Annotated in this window: 24 protein-coding genes, 1 tRNA gene and 3 other annotated features; of the genes, 6 read left to right on the top strand and 19 right to left on the bottom strand. The window is 44.1% G+C overall.

What is annotated here, in order from left to right; genetic code table 11:
• Positions 1-103: 103 nt before the first annotated feature.
• The 8 genes from phnE (A5882_RS15380) to rplU form a co-directional block, all read right to left on the bottom strand.
• Positions 104-895 carry a phosphonate ABC transporter, permease protein PhnE gene (gene phnE, locus A5882_RS15380; protein WP_008378503.1) on the bottom strand — a complete coding sequence of 264 codons (792 nt, stop codon included), beginning with the start codon at positions 893-895 and terminating at the stop codon, positions 104-106.
• Positions 892-1,674: a phosphonate ABC transporter, permease protein PhnE gene (gene phnE / locus A5882_RS15385; protein WP_005235330.1), complete on the bottom strand. Its 783-nt coding sequence runs from the start codon at positions 1,672-1,674 to the stop codon at positions 892-894. Before phnE (A5882_RS15385) ends, phnE (A5882_RS15380) begins: the two co-directional genes overlap by 4 nt.
• On the bottom strand, positions 1,671-2,459 hold the full coding sequence (gene phnC / locus A5882_RS15390) for a phosphonate ABC transporter ATP-binding protein (protein ID WP_005235328.1): 789 nt from the start codon (positions 2,457-2,459) through the stop codon (positions 1,671-1,673). Before phnC ends, phnE (A5882_RS15385) begins: the two co-directional genes overlap by 4 nt.
• Before the next feature lie 95 nt (positions 2,460-2,554).
• Complete coding sequence (gene phnD, locus A5882_RS15395; RefSeq protein WP_005235326.1) at positions 2,555-3,490, bottom strand: phosphate/phosphite/phosphonate ABC transporter substrate-binding protein; 936 nt, start codon at positions 3,488-3,490, stop codon at positions 2,555-2,557.
• Positions 3,491-3,953: 463 nt separating this feature from the next.
• Complete coding sequence (locus A5882_RS15400; protein ID WP_005235322.1) at positions 3,954-4,418, bottom strand: GNAT family N-acetyltransferase; 465 nt, start codon at positions 4,416-4,418, stop codon at positions 3,954-3,956.
• 109 nt (positions 4,419-4,527) lie between these two features.
• A complete protein-coding gene (gene rpmA / locus A5882_RS15405; RefSeq protein WP_003126181.1) occupies positions 4,528-4,821 on the bottom strand; it encodes a 50S ribosomal protein L27 in 294 nt (97 codons plus the stop codon).
• Positions 4,822-4,833: 12 nt separating this feature from the next.
• Complete coding sequence (locus A5882_RS15410) at positions 4,834-5,178, bottom strand: ribosomal-processing cysteine protease Prp (RefSeq protein ID WP_005225752.1); 345 nt, start codon at positions 5,176-5,178, stop codon at positions 4,834-4,836.
• 26 nt (positions 5,179-5,204) lie between these two features.
• Positions 5,205-5,513: a 50S ribosomal protein L21 gene (rplU, locus tag A5882_RS15415; RefSeq protein WP_005225751.1), complete on the bottom strand. Its 309-nt coding sequence runs from the start codon at positions 5,511-5,513 to the stop codon at positions 5,205-5,207.
• A 19-nt stretch (positions 5,514-5,532) separates the two neighbouring features.
• Positions 5,533-5,603: a sequence feature (ribosomal protein L21 leader region), on the bottom strand.
• Between the two features lie 169 nt (positions 5,604-5,772).
• Between rplU and A5882_RS15420 the strand changes: the two genes are divergently transcribed.
• Complete coding sequence (locus A5882_RS15420; protein WP_034872574.1) at positions 5,773-6,426, top strand: uracil-DNA glycosylase; 654 nt, start codon at positions 5,773-5,775, stop codon at positions 6,424-6,426.
• A 17-nt stretch (positions 6,427-6,443) separates the two neighbouring features.
• Here the strand turns inward: A5882_RS15420 and leuD are convergent, their stop codons facing one another.
• From leuD to A5882_RS15440, 4 genes are read right to left on the bottom strand one after another with little or no spacing between them, the layout of a single operon-like run.
• Positions 6,444-7,031, bottom strand: a complete 588-nt coding sequence (gene leuD / locus A5882_RS15425) for a 3-isopropylmalate dehydratase small subunit (RefSeq protein WP_086373055.1) — start codon at positions 7,029-7,031, stop codon at positions 6,444-6,446.
• Positions 7,031-8,413 carry a 3-isopropylmalate dehydratase large subunit gene (leuC, locus tag A5882_RS15430; protein ID WP_086373056.1) on the bottom strand — a complete coding sequence of 461 codons (1,383 nt, stop codon included), beginning with the start codon at positions 8,411-8,413 and terminating at the stop codon, positions 7,031-7,033. The genes leuD and leuC overlap by 1 nt, the downstream gene beginning before the upstream one ends.
• Positions 8,394-9,458, bottom strand: coding sequence for a 3-isopropylmalate dehydrogenase (gene leuB / locus A5882_RS15435; protein ID WP_086373057.1), 1,065 nt, complete (start codon positions 9,456-9,458; stop codon positions 8,394-8,396). The genes leuC and leuB overlap by 20 nt, the downstream gene beginning before the upstream one ends.
• Entirely contained in the window at positions 9,455-10,975 is a 1,521-nt protein-coding gene (locus A5882_RS15440) for a 2-isopropylmalate synthase (protein ID WP_016612263.1), read from the bottom strand. Before A5882_RS15440 ends, leuB begins: the two co-directional genes overlap by 4 nt.
• 576 nt (positions 10,976-11,551) lie before the next feature.
• Between A5882_RS15440 and A5882_RS15445 the strand changes: the two genes are divergently transcribed.
• From A5882_RS15445 to A5882_RS15465, 4 genes are all read left to right on the top strand, one after another.
• The gene (locus A5882_RS15445) at positions 11,552-12,250 is read left to right on the top strand and encodes an O-methyltransferase (protein WP_086332465.1); all 699 of its coding nucleotides are present in this window, start codon (positions 11,552-11,554) and stop codon (positions 12,248-12,250) included.
• Positions 12,251-12,395: 145 nt separating this feature from the next.
• Positions 12,396-12,469 (top strand) — tRNA-Arg (locus A5882_RS15450).
• A gap of 471 nt (positions 12,470-12,940) precedes the next feature.
• Positions 12,941-13,189 carry a hypothetical protein gene (locus tag A5882_RS15455; protein ID WP_010747977.1) on the top strand — a complete coding sequence of 83 codons (249 nt, stop codon included), beginning with the start codon at positions 12,941-12,943 and terminating at the stop codon, positions 13,187-13,189.
• Between the two features lie 363 nt (positions 13,190-13,552).
• Positions 13,553-14,410, top strand: a complete 858-nt coding sequence (locus tag A5882_RS15465) for a PhzF family phenazine biosynthesis protein (RefSeq protein WP_086373058.1) — start codon at positions 13,553-13,555, stop codon at positions 14,408-14,410.
• Between the two features lie 153 nt (positions 14,411-14,563).
• Here the strand turns inward: A5882_RS15465 and trpA are convergent, their stop codons facing one another.
• Genes trpA through trpE form a run of 7 tightly spaced genes read right to left on the bottom strand, consistent with a single transcriptional unit; the run spans position 14,564 to position 20,973 of the window.
• Positions 14,564-15,340, bottom strand: coding sequence for a tryptophan synthase subunit alpha (trpA, locus tag A5882_RS15470; RefSeq protein WP_086373059.1), 777 nt, complete (start codon positions 15,338-15,340; stop codon positions 14,564-14,566).
• A complete protein-coding gene (gene trpB / locus A5882_RS15475; RefSeq protein ID WP_086373060.1) occupies positions 15,337-16,530 on the bottom strand; it encodes a tryptophan synthase subunit beta in 1,194 nt (397 codons plus the stop codon). The genes trpA and trpB overlap by 4 nt, the downstream gene beginning before the upstream one ends.
• Positions 16,527-17,174 carry a phosphoribosylanthranilate isomerase gene (locus A5882_RS15480; protein WP_086373061.1) on the bottom strand — a complete coding sequence of 216 codons (648 nt, stop codon included), beginning with the start codon at positions 17,172-17,174 and terminating at the stop codon, positions 16,527-16,529. The genes trpB and A5882_RS15480 overlap by 4 nt, the downstream gene beginning before the upstream one ends.
• Complete coding sequence (gene trpC / locus A5882_RS15485) at positions 17,171-17,929, bottom strand: indole-3-glycerol phosphate synthase TrpC (protein ID WP_086373062.1); 759 nt, start codon at positions 17,927-17,929, stop codon at positions 17,171-17,173. The genes A5882_RS15480 and trpC overlap by 4 nt, the downstream gene beginning before the upstream one ends.
• Before the next feature lie 26 nt (positions 17,930-17,955).
• Positions 17,956-18,990, bottom strand: a complete 1,035-nt coding sequence (trpD, locus tag A5882_RS15490; RefSeq protein ID WP_086373063.1) for an anthranilate phosphoribosyltransferase — start codon at positions 18,988-18,990, stop codon at positions 17,956-17,958.
• Entirely contained in the window at positions 18,990-19,586 is a 597-nt protein-coding gene (locus A5882_RS15495; RefSeq protein WP_005235288.1) for an aminodeoxychorismate/anthranilate synthase component II, read from the bottom strand. Before A5882_RS15495 ends, trpD begins: the two co-directional genes overlap by 1 nt.
• On the bottom strand, positions 19,567-20,973 hold the full coding sequence (gene trpE / locus A5882_RS15500; protein ID WP_034872251.1) for an anthranilate synthase component I: 1,407 nt from the start codon (positions 20,971-20,973) through the stop codon (positions 19,567-19,569). Before trpE ends, A5882_RS15495 begins: the two co-directional genes overlap by 20 nt.
• A 58-nt stretch (positions 20,974-21,031) precedes the next feature.
• Positions 21,032-21,277 (bottom strand) — a binding site (T-box leader).
• A 66-nt stretch (positions 21,278-21,343) separates the two neighbouring features.
• Positions 21,344-21,556 (bottom strand) — a binding site (T-box leader).
• An 812-nt stretch (positions 21,557-22,368) separates the two neighbouring features.
• Between trpE and A5882_RS15510 the strand changes: the two genes are divergently transcribed.
• Entirely contained in the window at positions 22,369-23,820 is a 1,452-nt protein-coding gene (locus A5882_RS15510; protein WP_005235280.1) for a helix-turn-helix domain-containing protein, read from the top strand.
• The last annotated feature ends 3 nt before the right edge of the window (positions 23,821-23,823 follow it).

Here is a 23,823-nt window from a genome sequence, read left to right on the forward strand (position 1 = left end):
ATAACAAGTTTCACGAAACCTGTCTTAAACGACATCCGCCTATCCGCTGCAAAAAAACACAGCCTATGCTGACTGTGTTTTTTCGAGTACGCACCTCATTTTATTAAACCAATCGTTTACGCAAGCGCCCAGAAATAAAATCAATGATCGTGACCGTCACAACGATCCCTAATAAAATGATTCCTACACGGCTCCATGATCGCGCATTGATGGCAAAGATCATCGGCGTACCGATCCCACCTGCTCCTACGATCCCTAAGATCGAAGCTGAACGGACAGCCAGTTCAAAACGATACAAGGTAAAAGAAAGAAATTCTGGAATCAATTGTGGCAATGTCGCAAAGCCTAACACATCCCAACGATTTCCTCCCGCACTAACGACCGATTCTGAAGGACCGTGATCCATGTTCTCGATCGCTTCGCTATAGAGTTTCGCCAACATCCCAATGGAATGGACACTAACTGCCAAAACACCAGCAAAGGATCCGGGACCCACTGTTTTGATGAACATGATCGCTAAGACGATTTCTGGAAACGTTCGAATCGCCGTCAGCACGATTTTACCGAAACCTGATAGCCAGCGAGGGCTGTTTTTGCTGCGCGCCGCCCAAAAGGCAAAAGGAATACTTAATATTGAGGATAAAAACGTACCCACAAAGGCGATCGCAACGGTTTCGATCATCAAACTGATCAAATCTTCGCCATCACCGGTATAAACATAGCCCCAATCAGGATGGATCAAGCCATAAAAGATTGAGCCGACAATTTGACCGACATTTTCTTTAACACCCGCAAAAGGCACGCCAGCAAAAGCCCAAATATAAAGGAGGATAACGACTACTGCGATCAGCCAATTCCGTATTTTTTTCTTTTTCGGTTCTGCTGGCAACATCATAACAATCGCTCCCTTAATCTATTACTGATGGTATCAATCACCAAAACAACTGCAAAAATCACTAAGACGATAATCGACGTCTGGTCATATCGAAATTGGCTTAAAGATCGTTGTAAGAAAACACCGATTCCGCCTGCGCCGATATACCCAAGAATCGTCGATGCCCGCACATTGATCTCAAAGGCATAAAGCAAGTAACTAAGAAAATGGCTCATGACTTGCGGTACGACTGCATAGCGGATGATGTCAAACTTCGATCCTCCAGAAGCCGTGATTGCTTCGATCGGACCTTCATCAATCGTTTCAATCGATTCATAAAACAATTTGGTGATCATCCCAAAAGAAAACACAGAGATGGAGATCACCCCGGCAACGGGACCGATTCCGACAATGGCAACAAATAAAGCCGCCAGCATCAAATCAGGTACTGTCCGAATGATATTTAAAACAAAACGGAAACAACCGCTGATCCAATGATTCGTCATGATATTTCGTGCTGCTAAAAGTGAAAACGGAAAAGCCGCCAGTGCACCAAAGGTCGTGCCGATGATCGCCATTTGGATCGTTTGTAAAATCGGCTCTACAATGATTTTGGCATATGCCCAATCAGGATGAGCCATCTTTTGTAAAATGACATTCATTTGACTGCTATTGCTAAAGAACCGTGCCAAATCAACGCCTGAAATAGAGCCGCTAACGAACAATACCACTAAAAAAATGACGAGCCAAAGAACATTTTTCCATAGTCCGCTGCGTTTCGGCAACGTATTTGTCGTCATTGTCCTGCCCCTTCCTGCTCTTCTATGATCTCGCTGCCATAAATCTGTTTCAATCGCTGATCGGTCGCTTCACTGACAGGGCCATCAAAAACCAAGCCTCCGTCTCGCAACCCGATGATCCGCGTGCCGTACTCTCTTGCCAATTGGACAGAATGCAAATTGACTACGATGGTAATCCCCAGATCTTGATTGATCCGTTTTAAGTCATTCATGACTTTTTCAGTGGTTAAAGGATCTAAGGAAGCAACCGGTTCATCCGCTAAAATAATCTTCGGCTCTTGCGTCAAAGCACGGGCAATCGAAACCCGCTGCTGCTGACCGCCAGACAATTCATCGGCTCGAGTATAGACTTTTTCTGCTAAATTGACCCGCTGCAGCGATTGATAAGCCAGCTCTTTATCCGCTTGCGGGAACAAACCAAGCAACATTTTGATCGTTGGGTGATAAGCTACTCGCCCAGTTAAGACATTTCGCAAGACACTCGAACGTTTCACCAAATTAAAGCTTTGGAAAATCATGCCAATGTCTCGACGAATCAAGCGTAGCTCTCTTCCTTTTGCTTTTGTGATCGACTTGCTATCGATTAAAATCTCGCCACTCGTGATCTCGTGCAGTCGATTGATGGAGCGCAGCATCGTTGATTTTCCTGCTCCTGATAAACCCACTACGATGACAAATTCCCCTTTTTTGATATCGATGTTTAAGTCCTTCAAACCTAATACCCCATTTGGGTATTGCTTGGTCACATTCTGAAATGAAATAATCGTTTCGTTCTCTAGAGCCATGATTCTCCTACTTTCTTTCCATTAGGTAAAAATTGCTTTCCATTCGAAAAGGGTACCTCAACTACCGGTACCCTCCCGATCTATTCATCTATTAGTTATTGTCCGACTTGTTCCGCATACTCTCTTACGATGTCGAAATTGCTGTCTTGTGAAACAACGTATCCTTCATGAGAGTAAATATCAGAGATGATTTGTTTTCCTTCTTCATCTTTACCGATCGCGATAAAGGCATCTTGGATTTTTTTGTCCCACTCTTCACTCATGTCGCTGCGGACACTGATCGTATCGTTCGGGATCGGTTCGGTAAAGTACATTGGTTCTACCTCATCCATGATTTCTGGGTAATCATTTTTGACCGTGTTGCGGGCATCTTCAAAAACGAACGCTGCGTCAACGTCGCCATTCAAGACAGATAAGACCGCTTGGTCATGGCCTTTGACTTGAACAGTCGTCACATCCGTATTGATATCGATGCCTGCTTTTTTCATTTCTGCTACTGGCCAAACATAACCGGCAGAAGAAGTAACATCTTGCGTGGCAATCGTTTTGCCTTTTAAATCTTCCAACTCTTTGATATCGCTGCCGCTTTTTACGACGATCATTGAGCGATAGCTATCAACCAATTCATCCGTTGATTCCCCACCAGGCTGCTTGATGCCATAACGCTGTGCTTGTAATAGCACCTTAACATTGCTTTGTTCATTTGCTAAAACATAGGCATTCGGCGGTAAAAAGCCTACATCTACTTGTTTCGAAGCCATTGCTTCGACGATTGTATTGTAGTCAGTGGAAACACTCACAGTGACTGGAATCCCCAATTCATCACTTAATAATTGCTCAAGTGGTTTTGCTTTTGCTTCTAATGTTTCTGCTGCTTGTGATGGAACAAATTGAACGGTCAACTTTTCTGGTACATATCCTGCTTCTTCAGCCGCCGAGTCAGTACTTGCTCCACCTGAGCCACATGCCGCCAGCGTAACTGCTGCCACCAAACCTAAACCAAACATTGCCGTTTTCTTCCAAACTTTCATCACTTTTTCTCCTTTTCATTAAAAAAATCGAACTCACGGAATTCCGAACTTTCCTTTTTGATTATAAAAAACCAACGAATCAAAAACAATCTTTTTCGAATTACGAACGTTTTCTTTTTTGATAATGTTCGTGTTTCGACCAAAATCATTCGTGAGCACATTCTCAATAATCAACGTTTTTCGAAAGTTTCTTTCCATTTGTTCTACTTCCTCAGAGTATCAAATGAATATAAGGTTTGTGTTGTCAACGTGTAAAGATTTCGTTAATAGCAAAAGGAACTTTGTGAACAACAAAGCATGGATATACTCGTAATTCTTACCCTAAGTGCACAAAATTTCTTGAAAAATCTAGCCAGAAAATGACGGCACACTTTTTTGACCGGAAAAACACCAATAAAAAAAGCAGAGAATCCTCTTAAGAACCTCTGCTTTTGACCTCATTTTTTACTGTAGAAAGAGTCATTTACCCTTGATCCGTTGGCAGCTGCAACAAGAGTACATGCTCGTTATCAATCATTTCACCTGTCAAGACAAAGCCGTTTCGTTCGTAAAGCTTTGTTGCGATCTCGTTGCCATCTACAGCGGAGATCCTTAATTCTTGCGCTTGGATATGGGTTTTGAACCAATCTAACCCAGCAAGAAACGCCTGACTGCCTAACCCTTGATTTTGGAATTTTTCTGCGATCATAAACCGCTCGATCCACCACGAAGCTTTTGGATAATCCTCATCCGCTTCGTAAAAACTAAATAAGAGAAAGCCGACCATATCCTCACCATTGTAGAGGGCAAATGCCTGACGTGGTTCCTCATAGATCGCCTCTAACATTGAGTACCAATTGGGCGCAACAAAATCTTCTTGCTCCTTCGTTGTCTTCAAATTCATGCACGCACGATAGTTTTCCTTCGTGATTTCTTTTAATTGAATCATTGCTTCACTCCTTATCTAAGCTATTATAAATAACTATTTCGTTAAAACGGTTTCATTGGTGTATAAAAAAACACCCAGGTTACTTTTACGTAATCTGGATGTCATTTTCTTATGCTTCTTGCGCTACTGGATAAACAGATACTTGTTTTTTGTCGCGGCCTTTACGTTCGAAACGAACAACGCCGTCAACTTTTGCAAACAATGTATCATCTCCACCGATACCTACGTTTACCCCTGGGTAAATTTTAGTACCGCGTTGGCGATAAAGGATTGATCCGCCTGAAACGGTTTGACCGTCAGCACGTTTCGCACCTAAACGTTTTGATTGAGAGTCACGTCCGTTAGAAGTAGAACCCCCACCTTTTTTGTGAGCGAAGAATTGCAAATTCATTTTCATCAACATGAGATGCACCTCCTAGTTTTCTTTAGTAGTTTTGATTTGGATATAATCGTTGTACTCTTCTTGAACTGATTGCAAGCCGATCAACAAATTTTCTAAAAGAATTTGTGCGATATTCGACTGCTCTTGGGTCAAACGAGAAGGCAGCGTGACTAATAAGTACCCACCATTTTCGTTATCTGCTTCAACTTTTGGCGCAACGCCAGCCAAAGCATCGATCCCATTGACTGCACTGATCGCTAAAGCGGATGCTGCAGCACAGACGATGTCTTTGCCGTATTCTCCTGCTTGTGCGTGTCCAGCTAGTTCAAAAGAAACAATCCGACCAGAGTCATTTCGTTTGAATGTCCCTTTGATCATATTCGTTACCCTGCTTTTCGTAAGAATTAAGCGTTGATCGCGTCAATAACAACTTTTGTGTAAGGTTGACGGTGACCTTGTTTACGGTGTGAATGTTTTTTAGGTTTGTATTTGAAAGTTACGACTTTCTTTTGTTTGCCGTGTTTTTCAACAGTTCCTTCAACAGTTGCTCCTGCAACGATTGGGGCACCCACTTTTGTTGATTCGCCACCTACTAAGATAACTTCATCAAAAGTAACCTTTTGTCCAGCTTCAACGTCTAATTTTTCAACGTAGATTGCTTGACCCACTTCAACTTTTACTTGTTTCCCACCAGTTTTGATAATTGCGTACATGCTCTACAGCACCTCCTTATAATATACTTAGACTCGCCATCCCAAGTGACTTTCGTACTTACTACTTGTTCTGTGCGGTTGTAGCTGTGGAGTCCACAATTACAACAGATTAACTTTATCAAAATGTTTTCCTAAAGTCAATCACTAATTAAGGAAAAGACAGAATTCTTTTGCTACTAGTCATTTCCTTTTGTGCATTTTTTATTTTCTATTACTATAGAAGAAAGAGCACAAGCGAAACAGAATGGGAGGAGTTTTCATGCAATACCCCAAAGAATTAGCCACTGCCGTTCAACAGGCATCCCGCAGTTATCCGTTGGAAGGATTTGTTCCAGGTCAAGGACCGCTGCAGCCCAAATTGATGATCGTTGGTGAAGCCCCTGGTCGAACCGAAATCGAGAATTTTATTCCTTTTAGCGGACAAGCAGGAAAAGAATTGATGAAATCGTTGGCTTTAGCCGGTTTGACCCGTGAGGATGTCTACATCACCAGCGCTGTCCGCAGCCGTCCATATTCCGTCAAAGAACGAATCAACAAGCGCAGCGGTGCCCATGAGATCGTCCATCCCAATCGGACACCTACCAAAAAGGAAGTCTTGCTACACGCACCACTGCTTGACTACGAGTTGTCCATCGTGGATCCGCCCGTCATTGCAACTGTTGGCAATATCGGACTACAGCGATTATTAGGCAACGCCTATTATATCAAAGACCACCATGGCGAAGTGATCCGTTCCAAAATTCAAGAAAGCAATCCGACAAAGGATGGCTATCAATGGTCGGAAAAAGAATATCTGATCGTGCCGATGTATCATCCCGCTGCGATCTTTTATAATCGGACGTTGACTCCGCAAATCGAAGCTGATTGGCGAGGGTTAAGAAACATTCTTTCACAAATACCAGCCGACGAATAACGACCAGTCCCCTAGCCCTACTGCCAATACGCTGGAATCGTCTGCTCATAGGCGGTGATTTTCGCCTCTTCCTGCAAGGTGATACTGATCTCATCGAGACCGTGTATCAATTTGTGTTTCCAGGTAGCATCGATTGCAAAGAAATGCTCCTCCCCGGCAACGATCACACATTGCCTCGGCAAGTCGATGCTGATTTTTTCAGAAGCAGGCAGCGAGGCGATCCTTTGGCGAACAGTCAAAGGCAGCTCGATGGGTAGCAGCCCGTTTTTGGTGGCATTCATATAGAAAATATCACCGAAGCTGCCAGCAATCACGGCTTTAAAGCCGTAATCCAACAGCGCCCATGCCGCATGCTCTCGAGAAGAGCCAGAACCAAAATTATCACCAGTGACGAGGAGTTGAGCGGTCTGATATGCTGGATCATTCAAGATAAATGCTGGATTAGGCTTGCGTTGCGGCAAATAGCGCCAATCGTCAAATAAAAATTCGCCAAACCCCGTTTTTTCAACGCGCTTCAAATAATTTTTCGGTAGGATTTGATCGGTATCGATATTGTCATTCATCAAAGGCAGCGTCGTACCTTCAAATTGCGTAAAAGCTTCCATTAACCAACACCTCCAACCACTTCTCGTACATCGACAAAACGCCCATGGATCGCAGCTGCTGCCGCCATTGCTGGACTACACAGGTGCGTCCGAGCGTTTTTCCCTTGCCGTCCAACAAAATTGCGGTTTGACGTGGAGGCACAGTGGACGCCTTCTGGTACTTTATCAGGATTCATTCCTAGGCACATGGAACAGCCAGGCTCCCGCCATTCAAAACCAGCCTCAATAAAGACTTTGTCTAAACCGATCGCTTCCGCTGCTTTACGAACAGGGCGTGAACCAGGAACGATAATGCCAGTGACCCCTTCTTTGATGGTCTGACCTTTCAAAATCGCCGCTGCTTCTTGCAGATCAGACAAACGACCATTGGTACACGATCCGATAAAGATGTATTCGATGGGGATATCGGCAGCCGTCTGTCCGGGGTGCAGTGCCATATATTCATAGGCTTGCTGATCATTGTGATCTCGCACTTCAGGAAACGTTTCGCTGACCGGTACTCCCATTTCTGGATTGGTGCCCCAAGTGATGTAAGGTTCTAAGGTTGCTGCGTCTAAGGTGATCAGGGCATCATAGTTGGCACCTTCATCGGTATACAGGGTTTCCCAATCCGTCACCGCACTGGCAAACGCTTGTGGCGCAAAGCGTCGATCCTTCACATAAGCAAAGGTCGTTTCATCAGGTGCGATCAAGCCCATTTTCGCCCCACCTTCGATCGACATATTGCAAATGGTCATGCGCTCTTCCATCGTCAGGTTGCGGATCGTTTCGCCAAAGAATTCTACGGCATAGCCACCACCAAAATCTGTGCCATGCGTCGCGATCAATGCCAAAATAATATCTTTGGCGTACACCCCCGGCTGCAGATGACCGGTGATCTCAACTCCCATGCGTTTCGGTTTTGTCTGCCAAATCGTCTGTGTCGCAAAGACATGCTCCACTTCACTCGTACCGATCCCAAATGCGATCGCGCCGAAAGCACCATGGGTGGCAGTATGGGAATCACCGCAAACGATCGTTTTTCCTGGTTGGGTCAAGCCTACTTCTGGGCCAACCATATGGACAATTCCTTGGTTGGCAGAGCCATTGTCACACAATTCGATCCCAAAATCATGACAGTTTTTACGTAACGTATCCATTTGCTTTTTTGCAACCAGATCGGTGATGGTAAAAATATCTTTGGTAGGCACATTATGATCCATTGTTGCGAAGGTTTTTTCGGGACAGCGAACTGTCCGTCCCGCTTGCCGCAAGCCTTCGAAGGCTTGCGGCGTCGTCACTTCATGGATCATATGCAGATCGACATAAAGCAGCTGCGCCTGCCCTTCTTCTCCTGTGATCACATGCCGATCCCATAGTTTATCAAACAGCGTTTTCCCCATAATTGCTCACTCCTAACTGTGCAATAACCGCTTCTGTAAAGGCAGTTGTCGTTGCCGTCCCACCTAAATCACGCGTCAAGATCCCCGCATTCATTACCTCATAACACGCACTTTCGATGGTATCTGCCAGCTGTTCCTCTTGAAAGGACTCTCTTAGCATCATCACGACAGACAAAATCATGGAAACCGGATTGGCACAATTTTGCCTAGCAATATCCGGTGCCGAGCCATGGATCGGTTCATATAAAGAAACCCCTTCTGCGCCATGGCTTGCGCTTGGTAGCACCCCTAATGACCCCGGCAAAACCGAGGCTTCATCACTTAAAATGTCGCCAAAGAGATTTTCGGTCACGATTACATCAAAGTCTTTGGGATTTTGGATGATTTTCATAGCGGCGGAATCAACATATTGATGAGTCAACTGACAATCCGGGAATTCCTGTGCCGTTTCTTCCGCTAATCGGCGCCAAAGCCGGCTAGTCGCCAACACATTTGCTTTATCGACAGAGAGAACCCGCTTCTTCCGCGTACGGGCGATCTCAAAGGCTTTACGCAAAATCCGTCGAATCTCTGCTTGGTGATAATGATTGATGTCGTAGGCTTCTTCAGGTTTTTCTGCTTTTTCGCCAAAATAGATACCGCCAGTCAACTCACGAACGATGACAAAATCTGTCCCTCGAAGGATCGTTTCTTTGATGGGAGACAAAGCAATCACCGCATCAACTACTTTGATGGGTCGAATATTGGCGTATAGACCTAACGCTTGACGCAGATTCAAAAGTCCTTTCTCGGGTGTTGTCGGTGCGTTTTCCCAAGCTGGATCACCAATGGCTCCTAAAAGGACCGCATCCGCCTGCTGGCAAGCTTGTAGTGTTTCTTGCGGCAATGGCTCTCCAGTAAGTGCCAGCGCCGCTCCACCAAATGGCCGCTGGTCAAAATGAAAGTGCTGGAGATGGTCAGGATAAGCCGCTTTCAATACCGCAAGGGCACTGTCCATAATTTCTGGTCCGATGCCATCTCCTGCTAAAACCACGATCTTTTTCAAACAAGGACACCTCGATTCTTTAGAGCTGCGCTAGCCTGTACATATGCTTTGGCTGACGCCTGCAAGACATCAAAGTCTAAGCCGATCCCGCTGATTTTTTCATTGGTTTCCTGGCATTCAATGACCACGTGCACTTCCGCTTGCGCATCTTCCCCACTGGTCAAGGCAGTGATCTCATAATTCAACAACTTCGGCTGCTGCTGGAAAATCTGATCGATCGAGTTGTAGATAGCTTGGATACTGCCGGCACCGATGGCTGATGCCACTTGTTTTTCCTCGTCTTTGATGATAGAAACCACTGCTCCTTGATGGCCATTGGACACGTATTGTAGCTGAACGGCGTCCAACTCGCAGCCGCCTTCTTGGCTGCGGCCTTGATCGGCCACCAAAGCCAGCAAATCTTGTTCGGTCACTTGCTTCTTTTTATCTGCCAATTCTTTGAAGCGTTTAAACAATTCGTTGGTTTCTTCTTGGTCAAACTGGTAGCCCAGTTGCTGCATTTTATCGACAAACGCATGGCGGCCAGAAAGTTTGCCTAAAGGCAACGAGTTGGTTTCTACCCCCACCAACTGTGGGGTAATAATTTCGTAGGTCTCAGGATTTTTCAAGACGCCATCTTGATGAATCCCTGATTCATGGGCATAAGCATTGCCTCCGACGATCGCTTTGTTTTTCGGTACCGTGATTCCTGACAAACGTGCCACCAGATCGCTGGTTCGTTTTGTTTCGTTTAATTTGATGTTGGAGGTAGCCTGATAGAAATCATTGCGAATATGCAACGCCAAGGCCACTTCTTCTAATGCAGTATTGCCAGCTCGTTCGCCGATCCCGTTGATCGTTCCTTCCACCCGATCAGCACCATTTTCAATAGCCGCCAGCGCATTGGCTGTCGCCATTCCCAAGTCATCATGACAATGGGAAGAAAAAGTAATCTGCTGCTCGCTTTTGATATTGGCGATCAAATAGGCAAAAAGCGCTCCATATTCCGTAGGATTGGTAAACCCTACTGTATCGGGCACATTGATGATCGTCGCGCCGGCATCAATCGCTGTTTGAACCGCCTCAAGCAAGAAGGCTTTATCGGTGCGGGTGGCATCTTCTGGCGAGAATTGAACTTTTTCAAAGCGTTCACGCGCATAAGCCACATGTTCTTTGATGGAAGCGAGTACTTCTGCTTTCGTCATATTCAGCTTGTACTGGCGATGCACCTTACTCGTTGCTAGAAAGACATGGATCTGTGGATCGACGGCTTGATAAAGAGCTTCATAGGCACGATCAATGTCTTTTTTCTGACAACGGGCAAGTCCTGCAACGGTCATTTTCGTCACCGCCCCAGCAATCGCTTTGACTGCTTGAAAATCTCCTTCTGATGCAATCGGAAAACCTGCTTCGATCGTATCGATGCCCCATTTTTCTAATTGCAGCGCCAGTTGAACCTTCTCTTTCGTATTAAAGTTGACTCCCGGGGTCTGTTCACCGTCTCGCAATGTCGTATCAAAAAACTGGATTTTTCTCATCACTATTTCCTCCTTAGCAGTGGTAGGAGCACGCTTGGCGCGACCTCATTCAAACACAATTGAAAAAATGGTATAAAAAAAGCACTCCATAAAGGGTTTCCTTCATGCAATGCGAATAGGACTCTTCAAATGATGCCTTAAAAAAGGCGGGTCATAGAAAAAGAGTCCTTACGATAATAATAATAAAAATGCAGCTGTTTGTTTCAATCGTTTATCCATCGTCGTCACCTATCACTTTTTTTATCTTGTTATGAAGATACCAAACAGCAGGTTCCTCTGTCAACACTTTTCCCTGAATTTTCTGAATATTTCGATAAAAAGTTCGTTTTTGTCCTGTTGATGGGTTGCTTTTCTTCCTTGATGAAAATTTAAGCAGAACCTGACGAGATCTTCACAGGATTTTAACCAAACCTCCACATAACACCGTTATGATAGAAATATCCCAAAAATATTTTTCACCCCTTTATCCTGCCAGTCTTATGACTGGTTTTTTTGTTGTTCCAAAGACTCGAAAAGATTGAACTTAAGGTGAGTTATTCGTATAATAGGGGACAGCGATAAATTAGGAGGATGAAGATGCGCAACGAAATGATGCATCGTCCAGTAGTCAAACCAGAACTAGTGGCGTTTATGCGTGAAAAACAAAAACAATTACCCGGCGAACTTGGTGAAATCGAGCAAGCCGCTCATAAAAAAGAAGTGCCAATCATCCCACATGAAACAGTGGTCTTTTTGCAGTTTTTATTAGGACAACTCCAGCCAAAAGAAATCCTTGAGATCGGCACAGCGATCGGTTTTTCTTCAAGCTTGATGGCGCAATGTGTGAAAGATGGTCATGTCACAACGATCGATCGCTTTGACGTCATGATCCGCAAAGCCAAAGAAACTTACGCTCGCTTAGGAAATGAAGAAAAAATCACGCTATTAGAAGGACAAGCGGCAGACGTTCTACCTACATTGAGTGGCCCTTATGATTTTATCTTCATGGACAGCGCCAAATCAAAATACATTGAATTTTTACCAGAATGTCTGCGTCTATTACGCAAAGGCGGTGTGCTGATGGTGGATGACGTATTTCAAGCTGGAACGATTCTACACCCCATCGAAGAAATCCCTCGTAACCAGCGAGCGATCCATCGCAAATTGAATCTTTTCTTGGATACCGTGATGAACCATCCTCAGCTGACCTCCACGCTTGTCCCTTTAGGAGATGGTGTGATTCTCATTACGAAAGAAGCAGATAGCGTAATTCTTGAGGAACCTGAGAAAGGTTGAGGGCAGCTGCGCTTCCTTTTTTCAAAGAAAAAATAAGAAAAGGGCGAAAAGCGATTGACATTGCTGCGCCCTTTTTCTATAATGTTATTTGTTGCTGATTGATTTCAACAGCTTAGGCGAAGTGAGCATTCGCTGAAATTTATTTGTTCCAGTAGCTCAGCCGGATAGAGCATTCGCCTTCTAAGCGAACGGTCGGGGGTTCGAATCCCTCCTGGAACGTTATTTAACCGTCGAGAACCCTTGTTCTTGGCGGTTTTTGTTTGTTCTTGTGCCAAATGTGTGCCAAATTGATCTAATTTTTTTGCCATAGCAATTTGGTGACTAATCAACAGCCTGTTCCCTTCCTCATCACAAAGCAATCAAACGATCGCTTCCCATCCGCTTCAATCTTCAGCAAATTTCTTTCATTGGCATCATCGTTTCCGTATTTATTCTAATTGTCAGCAATTTCTCTCCGTAAAATACTCATTCTCTAGTTAAATGATACCTCGCCGTTTTATTTAGTAGACACTGTTCTAACAAACGAAGACTTGGCTTTGCCTGTATGATCGATGAGATCTATAAATCGTTCCATTTAAACAGCTTAGTTTCTTCAATTTCACAATTCCAAGAAATATCTGATTTACTTAACTCGATGCCGTCATGCTATACTTATTAGCTAATAATCTAATTTATTAAAGGAGACGAACTATGAAAAAAACGAATTTCGTTGTTGTTTTTTGGCTGATTCTTACACTTATTTCTTTCATTGTCTTTCTGTTCAACTTCAATTCCTTCTGGCAATACCTCTCTTCCTTGATTTTTCCCATTGATGGCAGCTACTTAGATAAAAATCGTTATTATCGTCAACTGTTTTCTGTGACCCCTATGTTGATAGTTACAGTCGGATTTTTTTACGCTGGTCTCAAACAAGCATTGAAAGTTTACAATCAAAGTTAAACTATTTCCGCCTCGCAGTAAGGTTATCATTTTTTTATGCAGCAATGATTTTAGCATAACCTCAACGCTTTTTACCAAACGATTTAAGTAAATGAGAAAGCAACAGGGATGCTGCGTTCTCATTTGCTTTTTTGATAGCTAAAATATTTACTGGTACCTATAAGATAATAGTTGACGAGAAAGGTTGGCATGCTCAAAGGAACGTTTTTGCTATAGTATGATTAAATACCGCACTCTTTGAGTACCCATGTTTTTTTCATTTCATCGGCTCTTCATGATTAATCGCTTACCCAATCCGTTTTCATATCCTCCTCCTGCAAAAATTATGCTATGCTTAACAAGAACAAAGAAAGCAGGTGTCCTATGGAGATAACGGTACATATCGCAAGTGGGTTTAGTAAAAATCAAACGGGTGGCAACAAGGCTGGAGTCGTCTTGTTGGAACAGCCTCTTACGCCACAACAAAAGTTAGCCGTCGCAAAAGAGTTAGGCTTTTCAGAAACAGCTTTTTTATCGAAATCCCCGCAGGCCGATTTCCGATTTGACTATTTTACGCCAAAAGAAGAAGTTGACTTATGCGGACATGCAACAATTGCCTCCTTTGCACTATTATCGTATCTAAACAAACTTTCCAAGCAACAGTATCGCATCGACACCAACGCCGGACATTTGTCGATCACCATCAAAGACGGTGTCATTTTCATGGAACAGAACAAACCACTGTTTTCAGATGTACTTTCACTAGAACAATTAACTGACTGTTTTGATACCAATGCTATCAATGATCAAATTCCTATTCAAATCGTTTCTACTGGATTAAAGGATATCCTTATTCCAATCAAAACAACGGCCCAGTTGCAGCAAGTTACACCTAATTTTGAGGAAATAAAAAAAGTAAGTGCGCTTCAACAAGTAGTTGGCATGCACTTATATGCAATGGAAAAAGAACGAATCGTTTGCCGTAACTTTGCCCCATTGTTTGACATCAATGAAGAATCTGCCACAGGCACTTCCAATGCCGCTTTGGCTTGCTTCTTGTATCAAAAGTGTGCCTTCGAAAAAGAAGTGTATCGCTTTGAACAAGGCAGCAATTTAGGTGAACCTTCTGAAATCTTTGTCAAACTCGTTACGACTTCGCGAAAGGAAATCCAACATGTTTACGTTGGGGGCAGAGGGCATTTTTGCGAGACAGTAACCATCGACACCGATACACTGGCATAATCACGACAATTTGGGGCTGATCTTCAATCAGCCTTTTTTCTTTTCCTCTTCACACATCACGTTCTTTTTTCCATAGCAGCCCATCAGTACCTCGAATACTAGTTTTCTCATAAAAAAAGAACCCAATTCGGGTTCTTTCCTTCACATTGTTTTCTATGGCTTACCAACAAGTTCTGCTAACAGCTCACTTACTTTAGGCAGTGGCTCGTTTTGTAGCGCTGCTACGATTTTTGAACCGATCACTACCCCCTCACACACATTGGCAAAGCGCTGCACATCTGCGTGGGTCGAGACCCCGAAACCAGCTAATACTGGAATCGGACTTTTTTCCGAAATGGCTTGCAAATGCTGATCCAGCTGTTCGTTGTATTGGCGATCTTCTCCAGTGACACCGTTCACTGTCACAGCATAAACGAATCCTTCCGCGTCTTCGATCAGCGTCTGAATTCTGTCTGGAGGACTGGTCAAAGAGACCAGTGTGATCAGCGCGAGATCCGCCGCATCAAAAGTAGGGGTTACTAGTGATCGATGTTCAAAAGGTAAATCTGGAATAATCAACCCTTTCACATTTGTCGCTTTTAACTCATTTGCTAACTGTTCAATCCCATAATGAAAGAATGAATTGGCATACCCCATCAATACCAGTGGAACCTCGGAATGGATGGTTTGCAGCAAAGCAATGATCTTTTTTAAAGTGGTCCCATTGGCTAATGCCTGCATTCCAGCTGCTTGGATGACCGCTCCATCTGCGACTGGGTCTGAAAAGGGCACGCCGATTTCAATGGCGGCTGCGCCATGTGTCGTCAACAGTTCGATTTCTGCTGGCAGGCGTTCCAGTCCGTTGGCACCCGCCATAATATAAGGAACAAATAGTGGCTTGCCTTGTTTTTGGCGCTCCTTTAGTTTCATCGTCAATGTTTTGCTGGTCATTTCGCTGCTCCTTTCCGGTCTTTGATTTGTTGAACATCTTTGTCCCCTCGCCCAGACAAGCAGATCACTAAGCGTTCTTCGGGTGTCATGATTGGGGCTAGCTTTAGGGCATAGGCAACGGCATGAGCACTTTCCAAAGCAGGAATAATGCCTTCGATTTGAGACAAGAGATAAAAGGCGTCAACGGCTTCTTCATCAGTGACAGCGAAATACTCCGCTCGCTCAATCTCCTTCAAGTAAGAATGCTCGGGACCGACCCCTGGATAATCCAAACCAGCTGAAATCGAATAAGGTTCGATCACTTGCCCATCATCGTCTTGCAGCAGATGCATTTTGGTACCATGTAAAATACCGATACTGCCTTTCGTCAAGGTCGCCGCATGCTCAGTAGTATCCACACCTTTCCCAGCTGCTTCAACGCCAATCAAACGAACGGTCTGATCATCGATAAAAGGGTAAAACATTCCCATCGCATTGCTGCCGCCGCCAACACAAGCAACGACTGTCGTCGGTAGTCGTCCTTCTTTTTCTAATAGTTGCCGTCGTGTCTCACTGCCAATCACACTTTGAAAATCTCGAACGATCTCTGGAAAAGGATGCGGACCGAGTACGGAACCCATCACGTAATGGGTGTCCTCGACGGTTGCGACCCAGTAACGCAGCGCTTCATTGACAGCATCTTTCAATGTCTGATTGCCTGAAGTGACTGAAACCACTTTTGCTCCCAACAATTCCATTCGAAAGACGTTTAGTGCTTGCCGCTGAACATCTACCGCACCCATAAAAATCGTGCATTCCATACCGAACAACGCGGCCGCAGTCGCTGTGGCGACGCCATGCTGTCCAGCACCGGTCTCCGCTACCACTTTCTTTTTCCCCATCCGCTTTGCTAATAACACTTGCCCTAGCGCATTATTGATTTTATGGGCGCCCGTATGATTCAAATCTTCTCGCTTCAGATAAATTTTGGCACCGCCTAAGTGTTGTGACAAGCGCTGTGCATGATAAAGGGGGGTCTCTCTTCCTACATACTCTTGCAAATATTCCTGTAATTCTGCTTGAAAAATTGCGTCCGCTTGTGCTTCACGATAGACAGTTTCCAATTGCTTGACTGCATACATCAATGTCTCTGGCACAAACTGCCCGCCAAAAGAACCATAAAAACCTGCTTCTGTGGGGTATTGGGTCATTTTATCTTCTCCTTTACTAAGTAAATAAATTGTTCGATTTTCCGACTGTCTTTCTTTCCCTGGGTTTCAACGCCTGAAGAAACATCGACAGCATAAGGCCTAAAAAGTTGGATCGCCTCTTCTACATTTTCCGCGTGCAAACCGCCAGCAATAAAAAATCGCTCAGACAACGGTAACGGTTTTCTCGCCGCTTTTTGCCAATCAAAGGATTGGCCGTTGCCGCCAGCATAAGGGTGATCTCTTACTGGAGCGTCCAATAACCCAAAATCTGCATCGCAGCTTAGGAAATCTTGTTCTAAAGTCTCTGCTTCTCCATCAAAGGCTTGGATCACTGCGATCTTTTGATGCACAAAAATGCCTGTCTGGATGGCTGTTTGCAAAGATGGCAGAACCTTTCCATGGAGCTGAATCGCTGTCAGCTGGGCGGCTTGAATTGCCGCTTGCACTTCTTCAAAACTTGGAGAAACGAAAACCCCGACTTTCCCTACATTTTGGGGTACTTGCTCCGTTATCTTGCGGACTTGTGTCGGATCGATTCTCCGACGGCTTTCGGCAAAAACAAAGCCAAGGTAATCTGCTCCTGCACTGATGGCAGTTTCGACATGCAGCCGTTCGGTGAGTCCACAAATTTTCACTTTGGTCATCGGCGGCTCACCTGCAAATCTGCAGCTGTTTCAGCAATTCGATTGCTTCTCATCAACGTTTCTCCAACGAGGACTCCATGATAAAACGGTGCAAGCTGCAGCACATCGGCGGCAGTTCGAATACCAGATTCACTGATGTAAACCGCCTCTGACGGCTGAGGTGCTAAAGCAACACTGACATCCAAGGAAACGTCAAAGGTTTTTAGGTCACGATTGTTGACGCCGATGATTTTGGCCCCTAAGGCTTGGGCTTGTTGAAATTCAGCCGCATTATGAGTCTCAACGAGTACTTCCAACCCTAGTGCTATTGCCTCTTGATGAAGTATGGCTAAGCGTTCTGGTTTTAAAGCGGCCACGATCAATAAAACAATACTGGCACCCGCATTCTTGGCGCGAATCAATTGTTTTCTGTCGATAATAAAGTCTTTGCATAGTATAGGCACCGAAACGGCATTACTGACTGCTTCAAGATCTGCCAGCGAGCCTTTAAAAAACTGCTGGTCGGTCAAAACGGAAATCCCGCTGACACCCGCGGCTTCATAAGTTTCCGCTTGTGTGACTGGGTCGATTCCTTGGTTGATGTCTCCTTTTGAGGGTGAAGCACGCTTGATTTCAGCAATGAGGTGCATCTTTTGTGGTTGGTCCTTGACTTGCTGATAAAATGATGGACGTTTCGCTACGACCTTTTCGATTTCTTGTGGCATCGCGGCAACTTCTTCAACTTTTTTCTGGATGATCGTTTCTAAAAAATCCATGATTCTCCTCCTTACAGCTCTCGTAGTTAATGGCTATTTGACTGACGAATCAGCATCTGCAGTTTGTCGTAGGCCGCGCCCGAAGCGATACACGCTCGTGCCATCGCAAAGCCTTCCGCTAGGGTGGCGGCTTTGCCGTTGGTATAAAAGCCTAACCCTGCATTTAAGACCACTGTCTCTAGATAAACGGAAGGGTGATTTTTCAAAACTGCTGTTAAAATCGCGGCGTTTTGAGCCGCATCTCCGCCGACGATCGCCTCGATCGGTGCTGGCGTAAAGCCATACGCTTGCGGATCCAAAGAAAAATTCGTCACCTTTCCTTCGTGATAAAAACTGATCGCCGTTTCACCAGCCAAATTGGCTTCATCCATCCCATTACATCCATGGATCACCATTGCTCGTTGCCGACCAAGACTGCCTAACGCCTGAGCGGTGTCTACCAAGCTCTCGCCAGCGTAAGTACCGATCAGTTGCGTAGTCAATGGCACAGGATTGATCAAAGGGCCTAATAGATTAAAAATCGTTGGTGTCGCTAATTCTTGCCGTATTTTCATCACTGCTTTCATGCCCGGATGCAACGACGGGGCGAAGAGAAAAGCGATGCCGACTGTCGCTAATAGATCGGCGATTTTTTCTGGTGATGCTTGAATTGCCACCCCCAAGCATGCTAAGACATCAGCACTGCCTGAACGACTAGAGATACTGCGATTGCCGTGTTTTGCCATCGTGATTCCCCCAGCTGCTAAAACGAAGGCAGCCGTAGTGGAGACATTAAAACTATTGGCGTGGTCGCCACCAGTGCCGCAATTGTCCATGGTGTCTCCTCCTTCATAAGGAATGGTCACGGCATGCTCTAACATAATTTCTGCTAAAGCAGTCAATTCGGCAGCTGTGATGCCGTTGATCTTCATCGCAACTAATGCTGCGCCCAATTGACTTTCTGAAAACACCCCGCTTAAAATTCCTTGAGCAAAGTGACGCATCTCCTGATAACTTAAATGACGGCCATTAAATAATTGCTGAGTGATTTGTTGCGGCGGCTGCTTTTTTAGTGCTTGCATTAAAGATTCCTCCTTTTTTCATCTTGTGTTTTTTCTGTATTATCCGAGACGAGTTTAAGAAACTGTTCTATGAAAAATGCCCCCTCGTTTGTTCCCATTGATTCTGGATGGAATTGGAGTCCTACGATTGGTTTTTCGCGATGCTGAATCGCCATGATGATCCCTTCTGTTTCAGCCAACACCTCAAATTCCGCTGAAAGTGTCGCTGGCTCAATGACAAGCGAGTGATAGCGCATGACAGTCATATCTCCTAGGTAGGTTTCGAATACGCCTTTTTTCTGATACGTAAGGGTCGATTGCTTGCCATGCATAATAGCTGGTGCTTGGACCACTTTGGCACCAAACGCTTCACCAATGGCTTGATGACCTAAGCAGATGCCTAAAAGCGGCTTGCTATCATGGTATGTTTTGATCAAAGAAATCATGAATCCTGCCTCTTCGGGACGGCCTGGTCCCGGGGAAAAAATGATGCCATCTGCTTCTTTTGCAACAATAAAAAGCTCTGGATCGTCATTTCGCAAGACGATCGTATCCGCTGGACATTGCTGGACTAAGTTATACGTAAAGGAATCATAATTATCGACGAGTAAAATCATTGGCTGACACCTCCAATAGTGCTTTGGCTTTGTGTAATGTTTCTTGGTATTCAGATGAAGGATCAGAATCATAAACGATCCCCGCCCCTGCTTGGACATAAGCGATCTCGTCTTTCAATACCAATGTCCGAATCCCGATGGCAAAATCCGCTTGATCATTTCGTGAAAAATAACCAACTGCACCAGCATAGACCCCTCTTCGAACAGCTTCCCACTGATAGATGCGAGTCATGGCACGAATCTTTGGTGCCCCGCTGACCGTGCCTGCTGGCAGGGTTGCTTTCAAGGCATCCATTGCCGTCACACCTGCTCTGCGCTTGGCAGCCACTACCGAAACGATATGCATGACATAGCGGTATTTCTCGATCACCATGTATAAAGGAACATGAACCGTCCCATGTTCAGCGATCCGCCCTAAATCATTGCGCCCAAGATCGATCAGCATCTGATGCTCTGCACGTTCTTTTTCATCTGCCAATAGTTCATTTGCCAAAGCTTCGTCTTCTGCTTTGGTTGCACCTCGTTTGCGGGTACCAGCGATCGGATTCGTGGTGATTTCGTCGCCTTGAACGCGAATCAGGCTTTCAGGTGAGCTACCAATCACTTTAAATCCGTGATCGAAATCAAGATAATAGAGATACGCGGAAGGATTTGTCACTCGTAGTTTGCGGTAATAGTCAAAGGGCTCTTGTTTAAATGACGCTTTCAGACGTTGCGAAGGAACGACTTGGAACATGTCTCCCGCCGTAATTCGGGCTTTCGCCTCTTGAACGATCGCTTCAAAGGCTTGCTGTGTGACATTGCTAGTAAAATGCAGTTTTTCGTTTGACAATACACGGGTCTCAGCGGCGACTGGTGTCCTTAACTGCTGCTTCACTGCTTGCATTACCTGCTCCATCTCGACGGTTCCTCTTTGGCTATAGCAATTTTCAAGAATGATCGTTAAAGTTTCCGTCTGATGGTCAAAAACGAGAAAAGTTTCGAAAAGCCAAAAGGCCATATCAGGCACTTGCAATTCATCTGCGGGCAGTTGTCCGATGTCTTCATAGCAAGCGGCGATATCATAGCCCGCATACCCGATAGCCCCACTTTGCAGCGGTAGATTCGGTAAAGCGCTAATTTCCTTTTTGACTACATACCCTTCCATTTCTTTTAAAGGGTCCTGACACGGGTACTTGTTGACCGTTTTTTTCAAAAGATCCTCCACTTGAAAAACACCATCCTTAAAGGTCATTTTCTGAACGGGATCAAAGGTAAGGATCGAATAGCGTCCGGTATCTTCTTCTCTGGGAATACTTTCCAATAAACATTTATGCGCCCCTTGAATCCGTAAAAAAACTGAGACAGGTGTCAAACAATCGCTGTTGATTCGTTCCATTCGATACATAAGCTGCTCCTTTCTTTGTAAACAAAAAGCCCTCAAGCAAACGCCATAAAAACGTCTGCTTGAGGGCGAATGATCGCGGTACCACCTCAATTGAAGTTGCCCAAATAAACAACTTCTTCTCTATCAACCGTCTAACAACGGTCTTCCTCTATAACGGGAGTTCCCGCATTTTCCTACTGCCAAAAAAGGGTTCAAAAAATGATCGGCTAAGGCCATTTCCTTGATTTCTTGGTGCCGGACTCTCATCACCGCCGACTTTCTGTAACCAAAAAAGACTCAAGTACTTATCTTAGTTTGATTTTACGTTTATTTTTTTATTGGTTGAAGGGCAAGAAAAACAAAAAAGCCCTCAGGCAAACAAACTTGTCTGCCTGAGGGCGATTACTCACGGTGCCACCTCAATTGGTTCTCTAGATCGTCTATCAACGATCGTTCTCTGTAACGGGAGTTCCCGGAAAAAGCCTACTGATTTCAGCCTTTCGACACAAAAGTCCATTTCTGAAGCGTCAATCTGCTGATTTGCACCACCATCAGCTCTCTGCAAGACGAACGTCCTCATACTTCTCTTTTGTTTAGTCTTAATGAGTTATTGGTAGCTATATTACGCGGCTTTTGTTGATCTGTCAACAGGAAAAAGCGAATTTTATTTTTTTGACTCCTTTTGACAAAACAAGAAAACATCCTGCAACGGTTTGTCTTAACCAAAATGACGACACATTCTTTAGGCCAAAAATGCCCTTCACTTCTTTCAGATTACTTAATTATAGTTGCTGATCCATTTAAATAATATTTGTTTTTTTATAACCCTTTCGTGAAGATCAAGCTACGATATATTCGCTATCTTTTACCAAAAAATCGACATTTACCCAAAATTTTCATGACATCATGAAAAAACAGAATTGTTATTCAAAATATTATTCTATATGATTGAACCGGATATAAGAAAGGGTGATTAAATGCACATAGACAAATTATATTTCTCCACCTTTATTTATAAAATGAGCTGCTTAGAATTTACTTACTCTCTCATTCAATCCAATGAGAAAAATGCCGATTTATCAGAGGAAGAACAAGCAGAAATTGAATGGATCATCGACTCTGCTCTCCATCGAAAACTCTACGCCTCTCGCAAAAAGAGTCTTTTTTCCTCAAAAATAAAATTATCGAAAGAAAGTTATTCTTTGTATTTGCGAATGAAGAAATACGAACATATGATAGACCTCTAACCGTTAAAACACATAAAAAACCTCATTCCTTTAGACAGTTACTCAGAAGGATACCCATTCCATCTTTTTTAATAGAAAAACATCATTCGGTGAATTGGAAATAGCAAAACTTGCCTTTTTCGTATAAAATCAAAAAGAACACGAAAGACTCAGAAAGGAAGTTTTTGTCATGGATGGGATGATGAAAAAAATCATTACCGAGAAGGATTTATTACGTCAGATCCTTCTCTTGGAACAACTGGCGAATCACAAAATGATCACTGCCAAGCAACTAGCAAAATTGATCGATACGACGGAACGAACGGTTTTTTCTGATATAACCTATATTCGTCAACAATTACCCGAAGGTTGGCAGATTGAAGCCGCCAGTAATGGCTTTGCTTTGACCCATGATGGGCCATTGTTGATGAGTCAGCTATGGGAAACGTTTTTCCCTCAATCGATCGGTGTTTCTTTAATGAAAGCATTGCTTTTTTCCAGCGAACTTAGCACGCAAGAAATTCTTGGCCAAGCAGGAACTTCCTATGAAACTTTGCGGCGGCATATTACAAAATTAAATAAAAGTTTGACGGATTTTTCCTTACGGATTCGCATCACAAATCGCGTGATCCGCTTTGAAGGAAGTGAGATCAATATTCGGGTCTTTTTCCATCGACTTTTACTGCCTTATACCCATAACAATTACTTTTTTGAGGAATATACAATTCATGAGTCCCACTATCAACATTTTTTACAGCGTCTGGGCAAAGATAAACTCCAAATCGACGTAGAACAAATCTTCGGTACTTGCTGGTTTTTTATCAATACAATCCGTATCAAGGCCAATTGCCGCATGGATTCCTTCGAATTTAATGGGGATGATCCCCTCTACGGTCTTTTCCAACAGCCATTAAGTTATCTCTACCAAAAAGAAGGCGTATATTTAGAATGCAGCGAACACTTCTTTAGCTTCTACTGTTTTTTAGAAAGCTGGAACTACAATAACGATTGGTCCCAAACGATTCAAGCGACTCTTGAAACGTATCAAACCATTCACGATAAAACGACCCATTTTGTCGAACAATTAGCCCGCTCGTTGCAGCTACCTCTCGCTAGCGGGACGCAGCTGATTGAGAATCTGTTGCTGCTCTTGATCAAAACGCAAGAGTCTGCCAAACTCTCAGAATGGTTTGGGTTAGAATTTCACGAGATCCAGCGCTTGAATCAGCCCTATTCGCTACCGATAGAAGCAACGATCCATGACTTTTTAGAAGAACAGACAAACAGTCAAAGGGAAACGAGTTTTCCTTTATGGTCAACCACCACCTTGTTGATCCAACAGGCTATTTTACAAATCAACCCTATCCGGGCAAAGGGATACTTTATCTTTCAAGGGGAGCCAGCATGGAAAGCTTACCTTATGCAAGAATTGAATGACTTTCTCGGAGCACGTATTCTACTATCGGCGATCGAACCAGGTCAACTAGAAGGGCTATCGGCAACCGACGTTGATTTTGTTTTGTCAAACTTCCCATTAGATGATGCCCCTGTCCCAGTCTTTTATTTATCGATGGTACCGACCAAAAATGAGCTCAATCAAGTGACTGAGCTCATTCAAACCTATTATTTAAGTTATCACTAGAAT

Source organism: Enterococcus sp. 4E1_DIV0656 (genome assembly GCF_002140695.1).
Classification (GTDB): Bacteria; Bacillota; Bacilli; order Lactobacillales; family Enterococcaceae; genus Enterococcus_D; species Enterococcus_D entomosocium.